Genomic DNA, 22,983 nt, shown 5'->3' with positions numbered 1-22,983 from the left:
TGTTAATTATGTAATACTGGTTATATATAAATATATAGCAATAACGATGTTAAATTAATGTAATTTAAAATTGTTTTTTTGTAATGCTTTATCATGTATTATAAGACAAATAAATTGTCGTTTAATTTAACCTAATTTTGTAAATTGCCTAGGATCTATTTTGGAAAATATAAATCAAGCTGTTGTAATTGTTGAACTACTAAATAATATTTGGATCGTTATGGAAAATGGTGACTGGGTTAAAGTTGACTCAGTTCCAGAAGAATTACGAGATCTACCAATATTAAATAGTAGCGCTATTGAACTTGAAGGTAACGAACTTATATTTCCTGAGAGCGATCAAAATTTTATCGTTCCAAAAGATATTATTGCACAGCTTGTTACAGATTTAGGGCAAAATGCTTCGTTTGAACAACTCAGTGTTGACAATAATGCTACTCAAACTAGCCGAGTTGATGGAAGCCAAGCAGCAATGATGCTTCAATTAATTTCGCGTCAAGCGCAGGAATTAGTACCTGATTCTGGTTATGAAACCACACCAGATGCAACGGCTAAAGAAGAAGATCCAAATTTTATTGAGTTTACGCGAGATCCTGTATTTAACGTGGGCCGTTTAGGCGGTGACGGTATATATATAAATAAATATGATGCTGTTGCTTTAGAGTTTTCAGGCACTGTTGAAAATGTTGCCGATGGTACGTTGATTCAAATTATATTGAGCGACCAAGACGGTAATGAAATAACAATAACAACCGAAGTTCAAAATGGTTTCTGGTCTGTAGAAAATATTGATATTACAGGACTCAATGACGGTGAAGTAACCGCAAGGGTTTCTTTAGTCGGCGGCAGTGAAGATGACTCAGCTAGCGAAACAAAAATTAAAGACACGCAAGCAAGTATATTTATTGATTTTGAAGATGGTTTAAATACAAATACTCCATTAGAAATTGCTGGTGAAGTTATAGATGTTCAAGATGGACAGTTAGTAACCGTTGATATAATCGATTCTGAAGGGAATGTAGTTGCAACCTATGAAGCAACAGTAGTTAATGGTCAATGGAGTATTGGTCCTGAGCCATTTATAGATTTAGCAGATGGTAGCTTTACTTTACTAGTCAGCACTATAGATGAAGCTGGAAATGATACTCAAATTCAAAAAACTTTCTTAAAAGATACCACCGCGATTATTACTATTGAAGTAAACGAAACTGAAGATGGCGTAATAAGTGGTTCAGAAAATTTAGTTAATATAACTGGTACTGTCGTAGGTATTGAAGACGGTCAAACAGTATCAGTTATTCTAAAAGATTCAGAGGGTAATGAAGTTATTGTTGAAGCTGTCGTAATCGATGGTCAATATCAATTAGATGTTGATATTTCGACTTTAAATGATGGTGAAATTAGCGCAACGGCCGAAGCTCAAGATTTACTTGGTAATGCCGCAACAACTACGCAAGTGATTACTCAAGATGCAACGGCTGCGATTACGGTTGAAATAGATAAAACCGAAGATGGTGTAATAAATAGCGAAGAAGATACAAACGTTACTATTAAAGGTACCGTCAGTGGTATTGAAGATGGCCAAACAGTCACTGTTGTTTTAAGTGATGGTGTAAATCCTCCAATCACAGTAACAGCGATTGTTGTTAATGGTGCTTATGAACTAACGGGTGTTGATATTTCATCATTAAATGATGGAACAATATCAGCCACTGCAACAGCACAAGATTCTGCTGGAAACCCAGCAAATGCCTCCGATGAAACTCAATACGACAGCTCGGTTGCTGCTAACTTAATAGCGCAAGATATAGACGGTATTATTAATAGTGCGGAACAAAATAATGTAACTCTAAGCGGCTCTGTTTCAGGTATTGAACCAGGACAGTTAGTTACTGTTACATTTACAGATAGTAACAATGGACAAATAGTTGTTACTACACAAGTTGATGAAAATGGTAACTGGCAAATTAGCGGCGATATTGAGTCACTTCTTGATGGTGAAATTTCAGCTGAAATTAGTATTTTTGATGCAGCAGGAAACGAAGCAACGCAAAGTGTTAATTTTTCAAAAGATACACAAAGTACTCTTACCCTAGAAATTGATAAAACTGAAGATGGCATTATTAATGGTAGTTCTGAAAATACTGAATTATCACTAAGCGGTATTGTAAATGGTGTTGAAGATGGTCAAGAAGTTACTATTATCTTTACAGATTCAGCAGGCAATAAAGTAGAAGTTACAACTATCGTTGAAAATGGTAGTTATGAATTATCTGATGTTGATATATTAGCATTGGTAGACGGTGATATATCAGCGACTGCAAGTGTTGTTGATTCAGCCGGAAATATTTCGCAAGCTACAGATTCTTTTGAGCAAGATAATACAGCAATTATTACTGCCAGCATTGATAAAACCGACGACGGTGTTATTAACGGTAACGGCGAAAGTGCCGCAATTGTTGTTCGCGGTACCGTTACCGACGTTGAAGACGGTCAAACAGTTACCGTTACAATTAGTGATGGTGTTAACCCGCCAGTTGAAGTACAAGCAACCGTTCAAAACGGTGAATATGTAACAGATCCTATTGATGCAAGCAGCCTAAACGACGGCACATTAACAGCCACAGTTAACGTCTCAGATGCTGCAGGCAACCCTGTAACAGCGCAAGATTCAGTTGAATTAGATAACACCGCAGCCATTACCACCAGTATTGATAAAACCGACGACGGTGTTATTAACGGCAATGGCGAAAGCGCCGCAATTATAGTGCGCGGTACGGTTAGCGACGTTGAAAACGGTCAAACGGTTACCGTCACAATCAGCGATGGCGTTAACCCGCCAGTTGAAGTACAAGCAATTGTTACTAACGGTGAATATGTAACAGATCCTATTGATGCAAGCGCATTGAACGACGGCACATTAACCGCCACTGCAACGGCGTCTGATTTAGCAGGTAACCCTGTTAGCGCTGAGGATTCAGTGGAGCTAGATAATACCACTGCAATAACCGCCAGTATTGATAAAACAGCCGATTCAGTAATTAACGGTAACGGTGAAAGCGACGCTATCATTGTGCGCGGTACGGTTACTGACGTTGAAGACGGTCAAACGGTTACAGTAAGCATTAGCGATGGTGTTAACCCAGCAGTAACCACAACGGTAATAGTGACCAACGGCGAATACGTAACCGATCCGATTGATGCAAGCAACCTTAACGATGGCACATTAACCGCGACCGCAACAGCGTCTGATTTAGCTGGCAACCCGGTAACAGCGCAAGATTCAGTAGAGCTTGATAACACCGCTGCAATAACCACAAACATTGATAAAACAGCCGACGGTGTTATTAACGGCAATGGTGAAAGCGACGCTATCGTTGTGCGCGGTACAGTTACGGATATTGAAGATGGTCAAACGGTTACCGTTACAATCAGTGATGGTGTTAACCCGCCAGTTGAAATACAAGCAACCGTTCAAAACGGTGAATATGTAACAGATCCAATTGATGCTAGTGCATTGAACGACGGCACATTAACCGCGACCGCAACAGCGTCTGATTTAGCTGGTAACTCTGTAACAGCGCAAGATTCAGTTGAATTAGATAACACCGCTGCCATCACCACCAGTATTGATAAAACAGCCGACTCAGTTATTAACGGTAACGGCGAAAGTGAAGCTATTGTTGTGCGCGGTACAGTTACCGATATTGAAGATGGTCAAACGGTTACGGTAAGCATTAGCGATGGTGTTAACCCGCCAGTTGAAGTACAAGCAATTGTTAATAACGGCGAATATGCCACAGATCCAATTGATGCTAGCAATCTAAACGACGGCACATTAACCGCTACAGCTAGCGTATCTGATAAAGCAGGCAACCCGGTAACAGCGCAAGATACGGTCGAGCTTGATAACACGGCAGCCATCACCACCAGTATTGATAAAACAGCCGACTCAGTTATTAACGGTAACGGCGAAAGTGAAGCTATCGTTGTACGCGGTACGGTTACCGACGTTGAAGATGGTCAAACGGTTACGGTAAGCATTAGCGATGGCGTTAACCCACCAGTTGAAGTACAAGCAACCGTTCAAAACGGTGAATATGTAACAGATCCAATTGATGCTAGTGCACTAAACGATGGCACATTAACCGCTACAGCTAGCGTATCGGATGAGGCAGGTAACCCTGCAACAGCACAAGATACGGTCGAGCTTGATAACACCGCTGCAATAACCACAAACATTGATAAAACAGCCGACGGTGTTATGAACGGCAACGGCGAAAGTGAAGCAATCGTTGTGCGCGGTACAGTTACCGATATTGAAAATGGCCAAACGGTTACGGTAAGCATTAGCGATGGCGTTAACCCACCAGTTGAAGTACAAGCAACCGTTCAAAACGGTGAATACGTGACCGATCCGATTGATGCAAGCAACCTTAATGATGGCACATTAACCGCTACTGCGACTGCATCTGATAAAGCAGGCAACCCGGTAACAGCACAAGATTCAGTCGAGCTTGATAACACGGCTGCCATCACCACCAGTATTGATAAATCAGCCGATTCAGTAATTAACGGTAACGGCGAAAGCGCGGCAATTATTGTACGCGGTACGGTTACCGACGTTGAAGATGGCCAAACGGTTACGGTAAGCATTAGCGATGGCGTTAACCCAGCTGTAACTACAACTGCAACAGTGACCAACGGCGAATACGTGACCGATCCGATTGATGCAAGCAATCTTAACGATGGCACATTAACCGCTACAACTAGCGTATCTGATAAAGCAGGCAACCCTGTAACAGCGCAAGATTCAGTTGAATTAGACAAGCTAGCAGAAATTGATATTGCACTGCCTGATGACGATCAAGTAATTAATAGCTTAGAGCAAGCGAGTGCTGTGTTAACGGGTAATACTGTAGATGTAGAGCAAGGGCGAGAAGTTACATTAACGCTTACCGACAGCAATAGTGTGTCTAAAGTAATAACTGCTATCGTTAGCGATAATGGCACATGGGAAGTTACTACTGATCAAATTGCTGACTTAGCCGAAGGTCAAATTAACGCAGTTGTAGCAGTCACAGATTCAGCTGGGAACCCTGCAAATTCAGAGCTTACTTTTACAAAAGACACGCTAAGCAGCGTAACTTTAAATATTGCACAAACAGACGACGGTGTTATTAACGGCAGTAACGAAAACTCGCAAATAACCATAACCGGCGCAGTTGAAAATATAGAAAATGGTCAATCAATTACAGTAACCGTATCTGACGGTGAAAACCCAGACATTGAATTAATAGGCACTGTTACTAACGGTCAATACAGTTTTGAAAATGTAGATATATCGGGCTTAAATAACGGCACAATTACAGCCACTGCCATTGTTTTAGACTTAGCGGGTAATACAGCCACAGCAAACGACACTGTTTTATTAGATCAGCTAGCCAGTGTAACTGTAGATATAAACGATACAGGCGATAATGTAATTAATGGCAACTCAGAAAATACAGTTGTTAGCATTACAGGTGATGTAACTAACATTGAAAACGGTCAAACAGTCTCAGTAGTTGTGGGTGATGGCACAAATACTGAAACATTTACTGCTGAAGTAATTAACGGCGCTTATACAATTACAGATGCTGATATATCAGCTTTAAATGATGGTACATTAACCGCAACAGCTACTGTAACCGATGTAGCAGGTAATACCGCTACAAGTAACGACACTGCCGAGCACGATAAGCTAGCCAGTACCACAATAGAAGTCGCTGAAAACGATGATGTAGTGAATGCAGTCGAGCAAAGCAATGTAATTATAAGCGGTACAGTTACCGATGTTGAAGCTACACGAGAAGTAACTGTTACATTTAGTGACGGCACCAACTCAGTTACTGCAAAAGTTGATGTAGATAGCGATGGCAACTGGCAAATAAACCCAAGTGACATAAGTATACTTACCGATGGCGAAATTGCAGTAAGCGTAAGCGTATTTGATAACGCAGGCAACGAAGCTGTAAACAACACTACATTTAATAAAGATACACAAGCAACTACATCGTTAGAACTTGCCGATAACGTAATTAATGCAGCAGAAGACGAAGCCGTAGCACTTAGCGGAAAAGTAGATGACATAGAGTCAACCAACAATGTAACGGTTACCTTTACCGATCAAAACGGTAAAACAGAGACAATTGAAAACATTGTTTTAGACAGTGATGGTAATTGGTCTGTTACCGCTGCAAATATTAGCGAACTAGCCGATGGTGAAGTAATCGCAAGTGTCAGCGTATTTGATAACGCAGGTAACGAAGCGGTTAATAGTGCAGAATTTATAAAAGACACCCAAGCAACTACCACCATAGAGCTTGCAGATACGCTTATTAATGCAGCCGAAGATGAAGCCGTAGCACTCAGCGGAAAAGTAGATGACGTAGAGTCAACCAACAATATAACGGTTACCTTTACCGATCAAAACGGTAAAACAGAAACAATTAAAAACATTGTTTTAGACAGTGATGGTAATTGGTCTGTTACCGCTGCAAATATTAGCGAATTAGCCGATGGCGACATTACAGCAAGTGTAAGCGTGTTTGATAACGCAGGTAACGAAGCAGTAAATAGCACAACATTAGTTAAAGATACCCAAGCCACAATTAACGTAAATGTAGGTGATGACGCATTTATTAATGAACAAGAGCAAGCAACAGCAAAAATTGGTGGCACAATTAGTGATGTAGAGTCAGGACAAGAAGTTGATATTGTACTAAAAGACAATAACGGTGATGAGTTGTTTACCGCTACAACCACCTTAGATGCGCAGGGTAACTGGGAGCTTAATAGCTCTATTTTACGGGTTTTATCAGATGGCGATTACACAGTAGATGTAAGCACGCAAGATATAGCGGGTAATTCAGCAACAAGCACCCTCAACTTTACAAAAGACACCCAAGCCAGTACAACGCTAGTGCTTGAAGACTCAGTAATAAACGCAGCAGAAGACGACGCGGTAAGTGTAAGCGGTAAAGTTGATGACGTAGAATCAACAAACAGCATTACCGTAACCTTTACAGATAAAGACGGTAAAAAAGTAACCGTTGATAATGTAACCATAAATGCCGATGGCACATGGGAAGTAAGTGACGAAGATATAAGCTCACTTGCAGATGGCGACGTAACAGTAAGTGTTAGCGTATTTGATAACGCCGGCAATGAAGCGGTAAATACCGAAACACTAACCAAAGACACCAACGCCAATGTAACCGTTGAAATACAAGATACAGCCGATAACGTTATTAACGGCAATGGCGAAAACACAAATGTAACCATAAACGGCACCGCATTAGGTGTTGAAGATGGCCAAACGGTTACCGTAGTAGTTAGTGATGGCACAAATACTAAAACTTTCAGTGCACTAGTTACTGATGAAGCGTACACAATCACAGGCGCAGATGTATCAGACCTAAACGACGGCGAATTAACCGCCACAGCCACAGTAAGTGATGTAGCAGGTAATACAGCAACCGATACAGATACAGCCACTCACGATAAAACCGCTGTAACCAGCATTGATGTTGCAACAGGTGATGACGCTGTTATTAATACTGCAGAGCAAAGTAATGTAGTCGTAAGCGGTGTAATAGATGAAGCCGATGCAAATCAAACAGCCACCGTGGTATTTACCGATAAAGACGGTAAGAAAGTCACGGTCGAAAACGTCGCGATTAATGCAGCCGGTGAGTGGGCAATTAACGCCACTGATATAACAGGTCTTGCTGATGGTGAAATTACAGCAAGCGTTAGCGCATTAGACGTTGAGGGCAATTTAGCCACAAACTCAACCACCTTTACCAAAGACGCCAACGCCAATGTAACCGTTGAAATACAAGATACAGCCGATAACGTTATTAACGGTAACAGCGAAAGCTCAGCTGTAACAATCAAAGGCACAGCGGTTGGTGTAGAGGATGGTCGTACGGTTACAGTAACAGTAACCGATGGCGCAACAACTAAAACCTTTACTGCAATAGTGACAGGCGAAACGTATACAATTTCAGATGAAGATTTATCAGCCTTTAACGATGGTGAAATTACAGCCACAGCCACGGTAAGCGACTTAGCTGGCAATACAGCAACCAGCCAAGATACCGCAATTATTGACCAAACAGCCGTTACCAGCATTATTGCAGCAACCGGTGACGACAACGTTATTAATAGCGCAGAGCAATCAAGCGTGGTAGCAAACGGTGTAATAGAAGAAGCCGATGCAAATCAAACAGCCACCGTGGTATTTACTGATAAAGACGGTAAAAAAGTTACAGTTGAAAACGTCGCTATTGAGGCAGATGGAAAATGGCAAGTTAATGCAACAGATATAACAACGCTTGCCGATGGTGAAATTACAGCTAGCGTTAACGCATTAGACGTTGAAGGCAATTTAGCCACAAACAAAACCAGCTTTACTAAAGACACCACAGCTACTGTAACAGTCGATATTAACGACACAGACGACAACGTAATAAATGGCAATGGCGAAAACACCAATGTTGAAATTACAGGTACTACAATCGGTATTGAAGATGACCAAAAAGTAACGGTTGTAGTAAAAGATGAAGCCGGTAACGAACGCCGCTTTGAAGCCACCGTTACCAATAATGCTTACACAATTTCAGGTGCAGACTTATCGGCTCTTAACGACGGCGAATTAACCGCTACAGCCACAGTACGTGATGTAGCAGGCAATACAGCAAGCGATACAGACACCGCCACTCACGATAAAACAGCCGAAACCAGCATTGATGTTGCAACAGGTGATGACGCTGTTATTAATACCGCTGAGCAAAGCGATGTAGTTGTAAGCGGCGTAATAGAAGAGGCTGATGCTAATCAAACAGCCACTGTGGTATTTACCGATAAAGACGGTAAGAAAGTCACGGTTGAAAACGTCGCGATTAATGCAGCCGGTGTGTGGGCAATTAACGCCACTGATATTTCAGGCCTTGCTGATGGTAAAATTACAACAAGTGTGAGCGCATTAGATGTTGAAGGCAATTTAGCCACAAACTCAACCACCTTTACTAAAGACACCACAGTTGCAGTAACAGTTGATATTAACGATACAGACGACAACGTAATAAATGGCAATGGCGAAAACACCAATGTTGAAATTACAGGTACCACAATCGGTATTGAAGATGACCAAAAAGTAACGGTTGTAGTAAAAGATGAAGCCGGTAACGAACGCCGCTTTGAAGCCACCGTTACAAATAATGCTTACACAATCACAGATGCAGACTTATCAGGCCTTAACGATGGCGAATTAACCGCGACGGCCACCGTAAGTGATGTAGCTGGTAACATAGCCACTAATACAGATACAGCCATACACGACAAAACAGCAGCTACTACCATTGTAATGGCAGCGGGTGATGACGTAGTAAATGCAACCGAGCAAACAAATGTTGTTGTGAGTGGTCAGGTAACGGATATAGAGCCGACTAATACTGCAAGTGTTACTTTTACTGATGAAAGTGGCACACCTGTAACCATAACTAATGTTACGATTAATAACGACGGCAGCTGGGAAGTTAGTAGCGCAGATATTAATACGCTTGCCGATGGCACAATTACTGCCGCTGTTAGTGTATTTGATGATGCTGGTAACCAAGCTACAAATAGCACCACCTTCGAAAAAGATACCCAAGCTTCAATTTCTATTCCGAGCGAAAATAACGACTTATTGATTAACAATGCAGAAAAGTCGGCTGTAGTTATTAATGGTCAAAGCGCAAATATAGAAGAGGGAAAAATCGTTAATGTTATGGTATCTGATGGTACTAAAACAGTAACAGGGCAAGCGACTATTTTAGCTGATGGAACATGGCAAAGTAACTCACTCGATTTAACGACCCTTGATGAAGGGGAACTGACTGTTTCAGCAACAACTGCCGACACTGCAGGCAATACCGCAAATGCAGATCTTAACATTGATAAAGATACGCAAAGCGCTGTAACTGTAAATGTGGGCGATGATGCAGTTATAAATGCAGCTGAGCAAAGCACTGCTAAAGTAGCAGGCACAGTAACCGACGTAGAAGCTAACCAAAGCGTAGCAATTATCATTAAAGACAGTGACGGCAGTACTGTATTTAATGGCACTGCAAGTGTAGATAACGCTGGCAAATGGGAATTAGATAGCAGTATTTTAAATGCACTGTCTGATGGCGGTTACACAGTAGATGTAAGCACGCAAGATATAGCGGGTAATCCAGCAACAAGCACCCTCAACTTTACAAAAGACACCCAAGCCAGTACAACGCTAGTGCTTGAAGACTCAGTAATAAACGCAGCAGAAGACGACGCGGTAAGTGTAAGCGGTAAAGTTGATGACGTAGAATCAACAAACAGCATTACCGTAACCTTTACAGATAAAGACGGTAAAAAAGTAACCGTTGATAATGTAACCATAAATGCCGATGGCACATGGGAAGTAAGTGACGAAGATATAAGCTCACTTGCAGATGGCGACGTAACAGTAAGTGTTAGCGTATTTGATAACGCCGGCAATGAAGCGGTAAATACCGAAACACTAACCAAAGACACCAACGCCAATGTAACCGTTGAAATACAAGATACAGCCGATAACGTTATTAACGGCAACAACGAAAGCTCAGCTGTAACAATTACAGGCACAGCGGTTGGTGTAGGGGATGGTCGTACGGTAACAGTAACAGTAACCGATGGCGCAACAACTAAAACCTTTACTGCAACAGTGACTGGTGAAGCGTATACAATTTCAGATGAAGATTTATCAGCCTTTAACGATGGTGAAATTACAGCCACAGCGGCAGTAAGCGACTTAGCTGGCAATACAGCAACTAGCCAAGATACCGCAATTATTGACCAAACAGCAGTTACTACCATTACAATGGCAGCGGGCGATGACGTAGTTAATAGTGATGAGCAAAGTAGTGTAGTCGTAAGCGGTGTAATTGATGAAGCCGATACAAACCAAACCGCTACAGTCACCTTTACAGATAGCAAAAACGATACCATCGTTGTTACTGGCGTATTAATTAACGCAGCCGGTGAGTGGGTTATTGATGCAACAGACATAACTGGACTTGCTGATGGTGAAATTGAAGCTAGCGTTAGCGCATTAGACGTTGAAGGCAATTTAGCCACAAACAAAACCAGCTTTACTAAAGACACCACAGCTACCGTAACAGTCGATATTAACGACACAGACGACAACGTAATAAATGGCAATGGCGAAAACACCAATGTTGAAATTACAGGTACTACAACCGGTGTTGAAGATGACCAAAAAGTAACGGTTGTAGTAAAAGATGAAGCCGGTAACGAACGCAGCTTTGAAGCCACCGTTACCAATAATGCTTACACAATTACAGGTGCAGACTTATCAGGCCTTAACGACGGTAAATTAACCGCCACGGCCACCGTAAGTGATGTAGCCGATAACACAGCCACTAATACCGATACAGCTATTCACGATAAAACAGCAGCTACTACCATTACAATGGCAGCGGGCGATGACGTAGTTAATAGTGATGAGCAAAGTAATGTAGTAGTAAGCGGTGTAATTGATGAAGCCGATGCAAATCAAACAGCCACCGTGGTATTTACTGATAAAGACGGTAAAAAAGTTACAGTTGAAAACGTCGTTATTGACGCAGATGGACAATGGCAAGTTGATGCAGCAGATATTTCAGGTCTTGCCGATGGTGAAATTAAAGCTAGCGTTAGCGCATTAGACGTTGAGGGTAATTTAGCCACAAACTCAACCACCTTCACCAAAGACGCCACCATTAATATTGATATTGATACCGGCGATAACGGCATTAACAGTAGAGCATTTAAAACTGGTCAAGTAGCCACGCTGAGCGGTACAACCGATGCTGAAAATACCTCTACTGTAACGCTTACTATTTTTGATGGTACCAACAGTGAAGTAGTAACTGCCAATGTGACAGATGGCGCTTGGAGCGTTGACGGTATTGATGTGTCTGCGCTCGATGGTTCACAGAAGTGGACTATTACGGCGGCTGTTACAGACTCTGCAGGTAATACAGCAGAAGATAGCACACCAATACTTGATGCGCTTGATAGCCAAACACTTAATGAAAGTAATACAGGTAATGGCGGAACAAGTTCGGCTAAAAGCAGCATAGAAATAGATAACGCAGTGCTTACAATCAGCTCTGAGCAATCAGGTCTTGAGGGTTTAAAAGTAAATGGTGAAGCTGTAACTGTTGCATTAGCAACTGATGGTTTATCGTTAGAAGTTAAAGACTCGCAAGGTAACCTAGTGTTAAGTGTTGCGCTTGCGGGTGGTGAACTTACTACCACGCTACATGCACCAATTGACCACGAAAGTGAGAGTTTACTTACTGATATTTTTGTAGACGCACTACAAAAAGATGCCGATGGCACAACCGAACTAGTAGTTGTACCAACAGCCGTTACTATAACCGACTCCGCCCCACAAAGTAGTGACGACAGCTTTACAGTAACCGAAGCCGACACCGATGCAGGTAGAGTATCAACAGGTAGCTTAGTCACAAACGACAGTGTAATAGAGGGCGCACCAACCGTTACAAGCGTAACATTTAATGGCACTGACTATGATGTAACGACAAGTACACCTGCAACAATAGACACCGATGAAGGCACATTAACGGTTAACAGCGATGGCACATGGAGCTTTGATGCTATCGATAACCAAGATTCTGACCCAGAACCACAGTTTACTATTGAATACACAATAGAAGATCGCGACGGTGTAGGTAGTTCATCAAGTACAGCCACATTTACTGTACAAGATGGCAGTGCGGGCAGCTTTACAAATCAAACAGCTACTTATACAGAAAGTGATTATGGCGCTACTATAACAAATAACAAATCTTTTGATGTTGTGGCGGGCTCTGATGCACTAGTTGCTGATTCAATCACCTTTAATGACACTATCGAAAACTTAAACGCACTTAATTTAACAAGTGCTGGTGAAGCTATTACCTTTGTTTTAAGTGCTGACGGTAAAACAATAACAGGCTCTGCTAATGGCAGCGAAGTAATTAGCTTTAGCGTAAGCGCAACCCAAAATGCAAATGGCAAAGATTTAGAAACCACCGTGCAAACAGTAATGAGTTTACCGATTGATAACCCTAGTGGGAATCGTGTTAACTTTGCACTTTCGCTCAATGGTGAAGATAGTGATGGCACTATAATTAGTGGTGCAGGGAATGTAACTATTCGGGTTAACGATGGAGGAGCTCCTCAGGTTTCCGATAGTACAGAAACACCAATCAATATTGACGAAGGTGACTTAGATCCATCTAACACTGTTTCAGTGACTCAACAAGGTACCGTGAGTACAACGTTAGGCAGTGATTCGTTAAAATCACTTACTTTCTCTACCGACTCGCAACCAGAGCTAACCGCCGGTGGTGTAGCACTTGTATACACACTAAGTGATGACGGGCGTACAATAACCGCCAACACAGGTGACGGCACAGAAACAATTTTTGTAGCGACTTTACCTGACATTAATGGCACGAGTAATCAAAACTTAACTTACGATTTTACATTATATCGCCCATTTGATAACGATACAGGCGGAACAGGCGTACCACTACAAGTAGAAGTGCAAGACACTGATGGCGATAACGATACAGCAACGTTAAATATTACCGTTAATGATGGCGCAGTGCATACTCAAAATGATATTGCTTTAACTGTATCTGAAACACCTAACAGCGTGGCTGACAATAACGAAGATGGAGATGGCCAAGCAAATACTGATACTGATACCTCATTTACAGTAACAGCAGGTCTTGATGATGTAGTGGACATGCAAGTTAGTATTACTGATGGGGCAGCGGTGCTTGATAGTAATGGTAATCAGCTAACGCAAACTACGCTCGATGAGAACGGTAATGCTGTCACCACAAATATTGTTTGGCAAGTTAATAGCGACGGTACCGCACAAGGTATTTTAGAAGGCACTTCAACCGAGGTCTTTAAAATCACTTTACCAGATGTGAATGTTGATGCACAAACCTCTGCCACCTATGCTATTTCATTCGAAATTTCAGGTGCAATAGATCACACAGGTGATACCACAAATGCACCGCAAATAGTGATTCCAGTGTACACAGAAGATACCGATGGTTCACAAGTTACAAGTAATGTTACGGTGACATTAAACGACGGTCAAGACCCTGCAATAGCTGACTCAGCTGCAAGTGTTGATGAGACTAACCTTAGAAATAATGACTCAATTACAACTACGGGGCAAATTATAGTAACGCAAGGCTCTGATGAAGTTGTAGAAATTAAGCTTGCAGATAACTTTATAACAACCTTTAACGACGGAAGTTACGTTACTGCAGATGGAAATAATGCGATTACATTAAGCGATAAAAACGCTGATGGCTGGTATATCGCTACAGCAAATGGCGAAGATGTTTTACGCGTTAAATTTAATCCTGATGGCTCTTACACTTACGAGCAATTTACAGCAATTAAACACCCTGATGCTGACGGAACAAATACGCAAGATATCAGTTTTGATGTAACTGCTGTTGATGCTGATGGCGATACTAATAACGCAGCAGTGACTATTACAGTAACTGATGATACACCAACAGTAGATAACACACCTGTCGCTGTTAACCTTGTTGAGGGCGGCGGTAAAACACTCGAACTGCTTGATATTAATAGCAGTAACTTTGTTGGTAACACCAATAACCCAGGTGCAGATGGTGCTAAATTAGCTTCATTTATTTATGGTGGTACAACGTACACTGCGTTTGACTCAGGCTCTGATTCAACCGGTAACTATAAAGAAGTTGCCTTTAAAGGTGAGGGTGACAGTGATACGTCTGGCACATTAAGAGTATACGAAAGCGGTAAAGTAGTGATTACAACTGACGAGTTTGCTCAAAGCGCTGACGAAGATTTTACAGACTCAATTAGCTATACTGTTATCGACAACGATGGTGATACCGCAACAGGAAGTATTGATTTAACAATAAGTGATTACAAAGGTGAGTTAACCGTTACTGCAACGGACATTAACGAAGATGCCATTGACGGTAGCGATAACGCTAACAATGCACGTAGTGAAGTAACCATTACCATTGACAGAGGTGATATTTCTGACCAAGAAGAGACAGTCAGTGAAATAAAAATTGAGTTGGCGTCTTTACAAGGCGGAGAGCTTTACCTTAATGGTAACTTAGCTACAGACAATGCCGATGTTACAATTGTGGATGGCTATTATGTATTTACAGGCGCTGCATTAGCTACTAACGCTGATGGTACAGTGACAGTTGCTAATTTAACTTATCAACCAGCAGAAAACAGCTCCGACTTTTCTAATACGGTTGAATTTAAAGTTGAAACCACAATAACCATTAAAAATGGTGGAACACCTCGAGAATTAAACGATTCGACTACCATTTCAGTTGAATCAGTAGCCGATACCCCAGAGTGGGATACAGGTAATGCTTACCAATACACCCTAGATGAAGACTCACCTGAAAACCTCATTATTAGTGCAGCATTAACTGATACTGATGGCTCTGAGAAATTGACTTATGTAATTTCAGGTTTAGATGAAAACTTAGTACTTAAAATTGGTGGCAGAACAATAACCGAAGGCGCAATACTCACACAAAGTGAACTTAACAAATTAACGGTTAGTAACAAATTACATTCAACTGGCGAATATACGTTTGATATTCAAGCAACAAGTACAGAAAAAGACAATAACAACACAGCAACAGCTGACAAACAAACGGTTACAGTAACGATTAATCCAGTAGCCGACGCGCCAAAACTAGCTGTGCGCGTTGATACAATTAACGAAGATTCAAACCCTCAACTGAGTGACCTAATAAACGGACAGCTCGTTGATACAGATGGTTCTGAGCGCCTCAAGTACGAAATAGAAATACCAACATTTATAGATGCTAATGGTGATGAGCAAGTTGTTACATTATTAGATGGTAATGGAGATGAAGTAACCCCAGTTAATGGTGTTTACACTATTTTTGACACTGACTTAGCAAATTATACGCTTAAGTTACCTGAGCATTTAGCGCAAGAAAAAATTGCACTTAAAGTAAACGCAATTAGTGAAGAAGTTGTAGATGGTAATGTTGTTGATAGTGCAGAAACCGGCGTAAAAGAATTTACCTTTAAAGTAGTGGGTGTTGCAGATTCACCCGTATTAACAAGCAATAATGACTGGGTATATGACGACTCAGGGCTTACTTTAGAAAATACCACCGGTGTAGAAGATGAATTACTCACGCTCGACTTTTTATTCGAAAGTGAAGACACCGATGGCTCAGAAACCGTTAGTTTAGTAATTTCAGAATTACCCGATGGTGTAACGCTTGTAAATGCAATAACGGGAGAGCCTGCTAATTTACCTGTTGTAGGTATTGGCGCTAATGGCAACCCTAAGTACAGCTTGTTAGCCAGCGAGTCTGGTAATTATGCATTAAAACCAAGTGCCGATTTTAGCGGTAACGTTGACTTTAATATTACAGTGGTGACTACTGAGCCAGATACAGGTGAATTTAACACAAAAGACACGGAAATTAAGGCAAGTGTTACATTTACGCCGGTTATTGACTCCACTAACTTAAATACAAATGTTGTTGGCAATGAAGACAGCCAAATCTCACTTAAATTAAATCCCGACCTCTCAGATGTAGATGGTTCTGAAAGTATTACAAAAGCGATTATTAATAGTATTCCAGATGGTACAACGCTTTACATAAACGGTGTTGAAACAGCTGTTGGTAGTGGAATAGATGTTACCGACTACTTAAATACAGATAGTGTTACACTCAAACCTGATGAAGATTACTCAGGCGAGCTTAGTGTTGAGATAACTTACACCGTACAAGATACTTCTGCTGCTGTATCAAGTGATATAAGTGCAAATATTACGGTAACTGTTAATGGCAAAGTAGATGTAGCCCCAAGCATTGAGGCTGACGGCGCTGTTACTCGTATCGAAACCACAGATGAAACCATTACTAATGAAGGAAGTGCTAATGAGCGTCAAATTAATTTAACTGGCGTTGCATCATTCATTGAAGAGGATATTGATGGTTCTGAGCATATAACATATATCGAAATTATCTTGCCAAAAAACTCCTCATTAAAAGTTATTTACATGCAAGATGGTGAAAACATAGCCTCGCCAGATGGGACTGGTCGCTGGGTTATTCCTATAGGCGCTGGTACAAGTGACGCCGCTAAAGACAGCATAAACGATTTGCTTAATAACGTAATTATTGAAGCTAACTCATCTACTGGTTCTGACGTTGATGTGACAGTTAATGCACGCGTTAAAGACGGTGACGACAGCGCCCTTATTAGCGGAAACTTTAAAGTACGGTTTAATATTGATGGCGAAGGAGAAACGACTACTGCATCGCCAGTTAATACGTTACAAATAGAAAATGTTACGGCTGATGAAGGCGGTAGCGTTACTTTTGAGGAAAGTGACTTTAATTTAGGTGAAGATTTATCTCAAGATGTTGATGATAACTATAACGATGTAATTACTATTTATGTTGAGCAGAGCAGTTTGCCAGAAGGCTTCACTATTGAGGGCGATGGTATAATTGCGGTAGAAACAGACACTGGTATAGAGTACATAATCCCTGAAAGCTCGCTAAGTACAATGGTTATTAACAGTAACGACAGTGACTACTCTGGCTTATTAGAAATTCCAGTAAAAATAGTTGCCGTAGACCCAAGTGGCGACCGCGAAATAGATATAACCCAATCATTAAGTGTGGATATTAACCCTGTAGTTGATGGTGGCACCCTTGCTGCTGCAACGCAAACGATTACTGAAGACAATACAAATACATCACTTGGTATTACGTTTACCTCAACAGACGAAAGTACAGATACTGAAGATGGTGGTGTTGAAGAAATTGATTTTACTCAGCCAATAACAATTGAGTTACCAGATGGAGGTACATTATATGACCCTTCAGATAATTTTGAGTTACAAACTGATGGCAGTTATTTATACAAAGGTAATGGCAGTACATTTGACGATGATTTAGCCGGTGTTGGGATTAACCCTCCTGAAAATGCCAAGGGTGATTTTGATATTAATATTAGCGCTACAGTAGTAGATAGAGCTACGCTTTCGACAGGTGAAGTAAAAGCGAGCTCTACTATTAACCAAACAATTACAGTAAATGTAACACCTGTAACAGACGGTGTTATGCTTACTGCTAATAGCGTTACTGGCGATGAAGACAGCGAAATTATACTTACGGGATTAGCGGCTACTTCGCTAGATGACTCCGAAACTACCTATTTTACAATTAGCGGTGTACCAAAAGGTGCCACTCTTATTGATGCGGTAACAGGTGAAGAGCTACAAATAATTAATAATGGTGATGACGGCTCAGAAAATGGCACAACGAGCTGGACTATTCCTCGAAGCTTACTTGAAGGGAATGCAGATAATATTGTATTACTTCCTCCTCTTGATTTTAGTGGAGACATAACACTAAGTTTAAATGGAATTAGCCAAGATGGTACACAGGGCGAGTTATTACAGCAATCACAAAGCTTTAACGTGAGTGTTAACCCTGTAGCAGACACGCTTGATTTTAGTCAAAAACCAGAAGATAACTATTCAGGTGACGAAGATAGCAACGTAACTATTGATCTTGCTGCCTTTAGCACTGAGGCCGATGGCACTGAGCAAGTGCAACTTAAAGTTATTATTAATGGTGATACTTCTGACTCATCGGCATTAGCTGAGCTAGAAAATGGCTATATAGAGCTTGCTGATGGTACTAAAGTTAACTTTGTACAAGAGGGTAATAACTACATTGCTACCGTAATAAGCGAAGAAGGCAGTGGTATAGAAAACTTTGACTTTAACGCCGGTGGCCTTGCGTTTGGCACATTTAATATGAGCGTTGAGGTAGCGACTATGGATAGCGCAGTTATTAATGGTGAAACCGTTACTGTAACTGGCACACCTGAAACGTCAGGCTTTATTGTAGAGTTAGAACCACAAGCAGACGCGCCGTTATGGACAAATGCTGAGGATGTAACCAGTAATTCAACTAATAATATTGCACTTAACCTTGATGTTGATTTACAAAACCCAGCAGCAGATGAAACTGGTTATGTTGAAATTACCGGATTACCTAATGGTTACAACTTTAACCTTGGTGAAAAGGTAGGTGATACATGGACTGTTGATATTACTGATATTGAAACCCTTGAGATTGTAAATGCGGATGCTGGCGATAGTTTTGACTTAACGTTAACTGCATTTTCAACACTTAACGGTGAAACACAAGAGGCTTCGCCTGAGGTAGTAAATGTAACTATTTCTGATTCGGCTACAACTAGCTCAGCGCGTACCGCAAGTGCGAGCGGCGACAGCGAGCCAGATTATAGCGATATGTCTGGTAGTGGTAACAATGCACATGAAGAGACGATTGCAAGTATGACCAGCGGCGATCAAAACGTATGAAGCTAATCCTAAACCGAGAGCAAATACTGGCACTCGGTAAGCATATTGCCGATGCCTTGCATTTACGCCATCAAAGCGAAAACTTATTACTTGGTTTGCCAAGTAATGAGTTTTCGGCGCATCATTTAGAGCAAGCATTAAGTAATATTAATGTGAGTGCGCAGCAGCAAACTACGCCAAAGCATTATGCTTATCCTGCTTTGGTGCTTGATAAAGAAGGCTACTTTTGGTTTTTTGAAAACGATGGTAAAAGTACGTTTAGCTCACTTGATGAAGCAAAATCTAAGCAATTAAGTGATATTGATAAAGAGCTTATTTGGTACTTGTCGCACGATAATGTAACTGATGAACGCTCAGAAAAACTGCATACTCGTATTCCTAGTTGGCTAAAGCCTGCATGGGATCAGGTTAAACCATTTTATAATTCGTTGTTACTCGCCTCGCTAACCGTTAATTTATTAGCTTTAGTAGTGCCGTTGTTTACCATGAACGTATACGACCGCGTTGTGCCTAATGCTGCGCTCGATACCTTATGGGTACTTGCAACCGGCGCAACAATAGCCATTGTGTTTGATTGGTTATTAAAGCAAGCGCGCGGGCATTTAACCGATGCGGCTGGCAGGCAAATAGATTTACGTATTAGCAGTATGTTGTACGCTAAAGTGCTAGGTATGCGCCTTGAGCAGCGCCCAGCCTCTGCAGGTGCTTATGCAAAGCAAGTGCAAGACTTTGACAGCGTGCGAGAGTTTATAACCTCAGCAACGCTTGTATCGGTAATCGATTTACCTTTTACACTGCTGTTTTTAGCGCTTATTTTTTGGCTAGGTGGCTTAATTGTTTTAATTCCGGTTGTAGTACTTACCTTGGTTGTTATTACAAGCGCGGTATTACAAGCAAAACTGAGTGAAAGTGTTGAACAGGCATCTAAGTTATCGACCCAGCGCCAAGCGTATTTAATCGAAAACCTGAACCAGCTTGTTGAGCTTAAGCAAATGAACGGCCAAGCAGGCGCGCAACAAAAGCTTGAACAAACACTCGCACAAATGGTTGATTGGCAAAATAAATCACGCCATAGCGCCACAACACTTACGCATACAGTTGCAAGCCTTAGCCAATTTACCAGTATTGCGCTTATTGTGTTTGGTGTTTATTTAATTAGTAACGGCGACATAAGTATGGGCGCACTGATTGCTATTGTTATGCTGAGTGGGCGCGCATCGGGTTCTATTTCTGCTTTAGCTGGGCTTGTTTTAAAATATAAACAAACACAAACAGCCATTGAGTCGGTTAAAAATATAATGGCGCTTGAGCAAGAACAAAAAAGTGGCGAAAACACGATTAATGCGCCTGTAAATGGCAATATTACAGCCCGCCATTTGAGCTTTCAGTACCATGAGCAAGAACTTGAGGCAGTGCACAGTATTAACTTTGAAATTAAGCAGGGCGAAAAAATAGGTTTATATGGCCGTGCAGGCTCTGGTAAGTCTACCTTGCTTGCAATTATTGCTGGGCAGTACAGAGCTACATCAGGTCAGCTTTTAATTGACGACATAGATATAAGGCACTGGTCGTTAAGTGCGCTACGCAAGCAAAGTGGTTGGGTAGCACAAAGCCCAAGCTTGTTTTATGGCACAGTGCTTGAAAACATCACTCTAGGCGCACAAAATATAACCCCAACAAACTTAACCAATGCATTAGTTAAATCTGGCGTAAGTCGTTTTATTGACCGGTTGGAGTCGGGGCTGGAAACACAGGTTGGCGAGTTTGGTCGGTTTTTATCGGGCGGACAACGTCAAGCTGTATGTATTGCGCGTGCTTTATTAAAAGACGATAACGCATTACTTATTTTAGATGAACCTTCGTCGGCTATGGATGCAGGCCACGAAAAACTCCTCATTAAAACCCTTCAGGATCGCACTGAAACGGTGGTTATTTCGAGTCATCGTAAAGATATGCTGACTATATGCGACAGAATATTTGTGCTCGACCACGGTCGCTTAAAAAGTATAGAAACACCAAGCTCATTATTTAGTAATAAAGTGCATGGTGGTGTAAAACTAGTAAGTAAAAAAGTGACAAGGGTGAATACAGAGACTGGGAGTTCTTCAACCAATGGCTGATTTATATATGGGGCAGCTACAAGCTGCAAAACAAGCTAAAAGATTGGTTATTATAGTTTTTGTATTACTTTTTGCTGTGGTTTTGTGGGCTAAATTTGCTAAGCTAGAAGAAGTTGTTGTAGGTCAAGGTGCTGTTATACCAGTACAACGTGTTCAAACTATTGAAAACCTTGATGGCGGTATTTTAAAAGAAGTTTTAGTACGTGAAGGGCAAATTGTAGAGGTGGGTGATCCGCTTTTACTGATTGATGAAACCCGATTTGCTGCTGCTTATGCTGAATCTAGTCAAGAAAAAGGTTCGTTATTAGCAAGACGAAACCGTCTAGTAACTGAATTGAATAGTGTTACCTTGAGTGAAGAAAGCAGTTTTGGCGCTAATATAGAACGCTTAGAAATACCTAGAAAAGATATTGCTGTAGATGTGTATAAGCAGGCATACAATACGTATACTTCAAGACTTACACAGCTTGAGTCTCAGCTACAGCAGCGCACGCAAAACCTACTCCAGCAGGAGCAAGCCAGTGTAGAGCAACGTGCAAATATATCTGCGCTTAAGCAAAGGCTAAAGCTCACAACACGGGAAGTACTGTTAACTCAAGGTGCTGTAGATGCGGGTGCTGTTGCCGAAATGGAGTTGGTTAAATTGCAACGAGACGAAATTGGCATGCAAGGTGAATTAAACCAAGCCAATGCGTTATTACAGCAATTAAAAGCGGCAAAAAGTCAGGTAATAGAAGAGCGAAAAGCGATAGTATTTGATTATTTAGCGGATACACAAAATCAGTTAGATGAAGTGAGTAACGAGCTTGCTAAAATTCAACAAAGTAGCAAATCACTCGAAGATAGACTTATAAAAGCACAAGTTAGATCGCCAGTACGGGGTACGGTAAAAAATATTGTATCACGCTCTATTGGCAGTGTAATTGACCCCGGCGAGGTGATGATGGAAATTGTCCCTCAAAACGATTTGCTTTTAATTGATACTAAAATTCAACCAAAAGATATCGGTTTTATTAGAGTGGGCATGGCTGCTAAAGTTAAGTTTACTGCTTATGACTTTGTAATATACGGTGGACTTGAAGGTGAAGTTACTTATATCGGTGCAGATGCTCAGTATTTAGAAGATGGAACTGCTTATTATCAGGCTTATATTAAAACAACAATAAGCCAAATAGCAGAGCAAGCAATAATCCCAGGGATGCAAACGCAAGTAGATGTTATTACTGGGAAAAAAACTGTTTTAGATTATTGGCTAAAACCTTTGCTTAGAGCAAAAGCCAATGCAATGCGTGAACCATAATATAG

General features: G+C 41.2%; 3 protein-coding genes. All 3 read left to right on the top strand.

Features of this window, described 5'->3' with window-relative positions:
- The first annotated feature begins 160 nt into the window (after window positions 1-160).
- The 3 genes from AC5NT5_RS13630 to AC5NT5_RS13620 are packed head-to-tail and all read left to right on the top strand — an operon-like array spanning window position 161 to window position 22,978.
- Window positions 161-19,558, top strand: a complete 19,398-nt coding sequence (locus AC5NT5_RS13630; RefSeq protein WP_494513962.1) for an Ig-like domain-containing protein — start codon at window positions 161-163, stop codon at window positions 19,556-19,558.
- Window positions 19,555-21,678 (top strand): ATP-binding cassette domain-containing protein, encoded by a 2,124-nt coding sequence (locus tag AC5NT5_RS13625; protein WP_182725142.1) that lies wholly within the window; start codon window positions 19,555-19,557, stop codon window positions 21,676-21,678. Before AC5NT5_RS13630 ends, AC5NT5_RS13625 begins: the two co-directional genes overlap by 4 nt.
- The gene (locus tag AC5NT5_RS13620; RefSeq protein ID WP_182725141.1) at window positions 21,671-22,978 is read left to right on the top strand and encodes an HlyD family type I secretion periplasmic adaptor subunit; all 1,308 of its coding nucleotides are present in this window, start codon (window positions 21,671-21,673) and stop codon (window positions 22,976-22,978) included. Before AC5NT5_RS13625 ends, AC5NT5_RS13620 begins: the two co-directional genes overlap by 8 nt.
- Window positions 22,979-22,983: the final 5 nt, after the last annotated feature.

The organism is Pseudoalteromonas sp. J2K-J599, assembly GCF_059295115.2.
Note: the sequence above shows the minus strand (reverse complement) of the source record. Positions and strands in the feature narration are given on the sequence as shown.

Excerpts from the sequence above, each read along its gene's own strand:
- AC5NT5_RS13620 (WP_182725141.1), top strand. The coding sequence starts at position 21,671 with ATGGCTGATTTATATATGGGGCAGCTACAAGCTGCAAAACAAGCTAAA.
- AC5NT5_RS13625 (WP_182725142.1), top strand. The coding sequence starts at position 19,555 with ATGAAGCTAATCCTAAACCGAGAGCAAATACTGGCACTCGGTAAGCAT.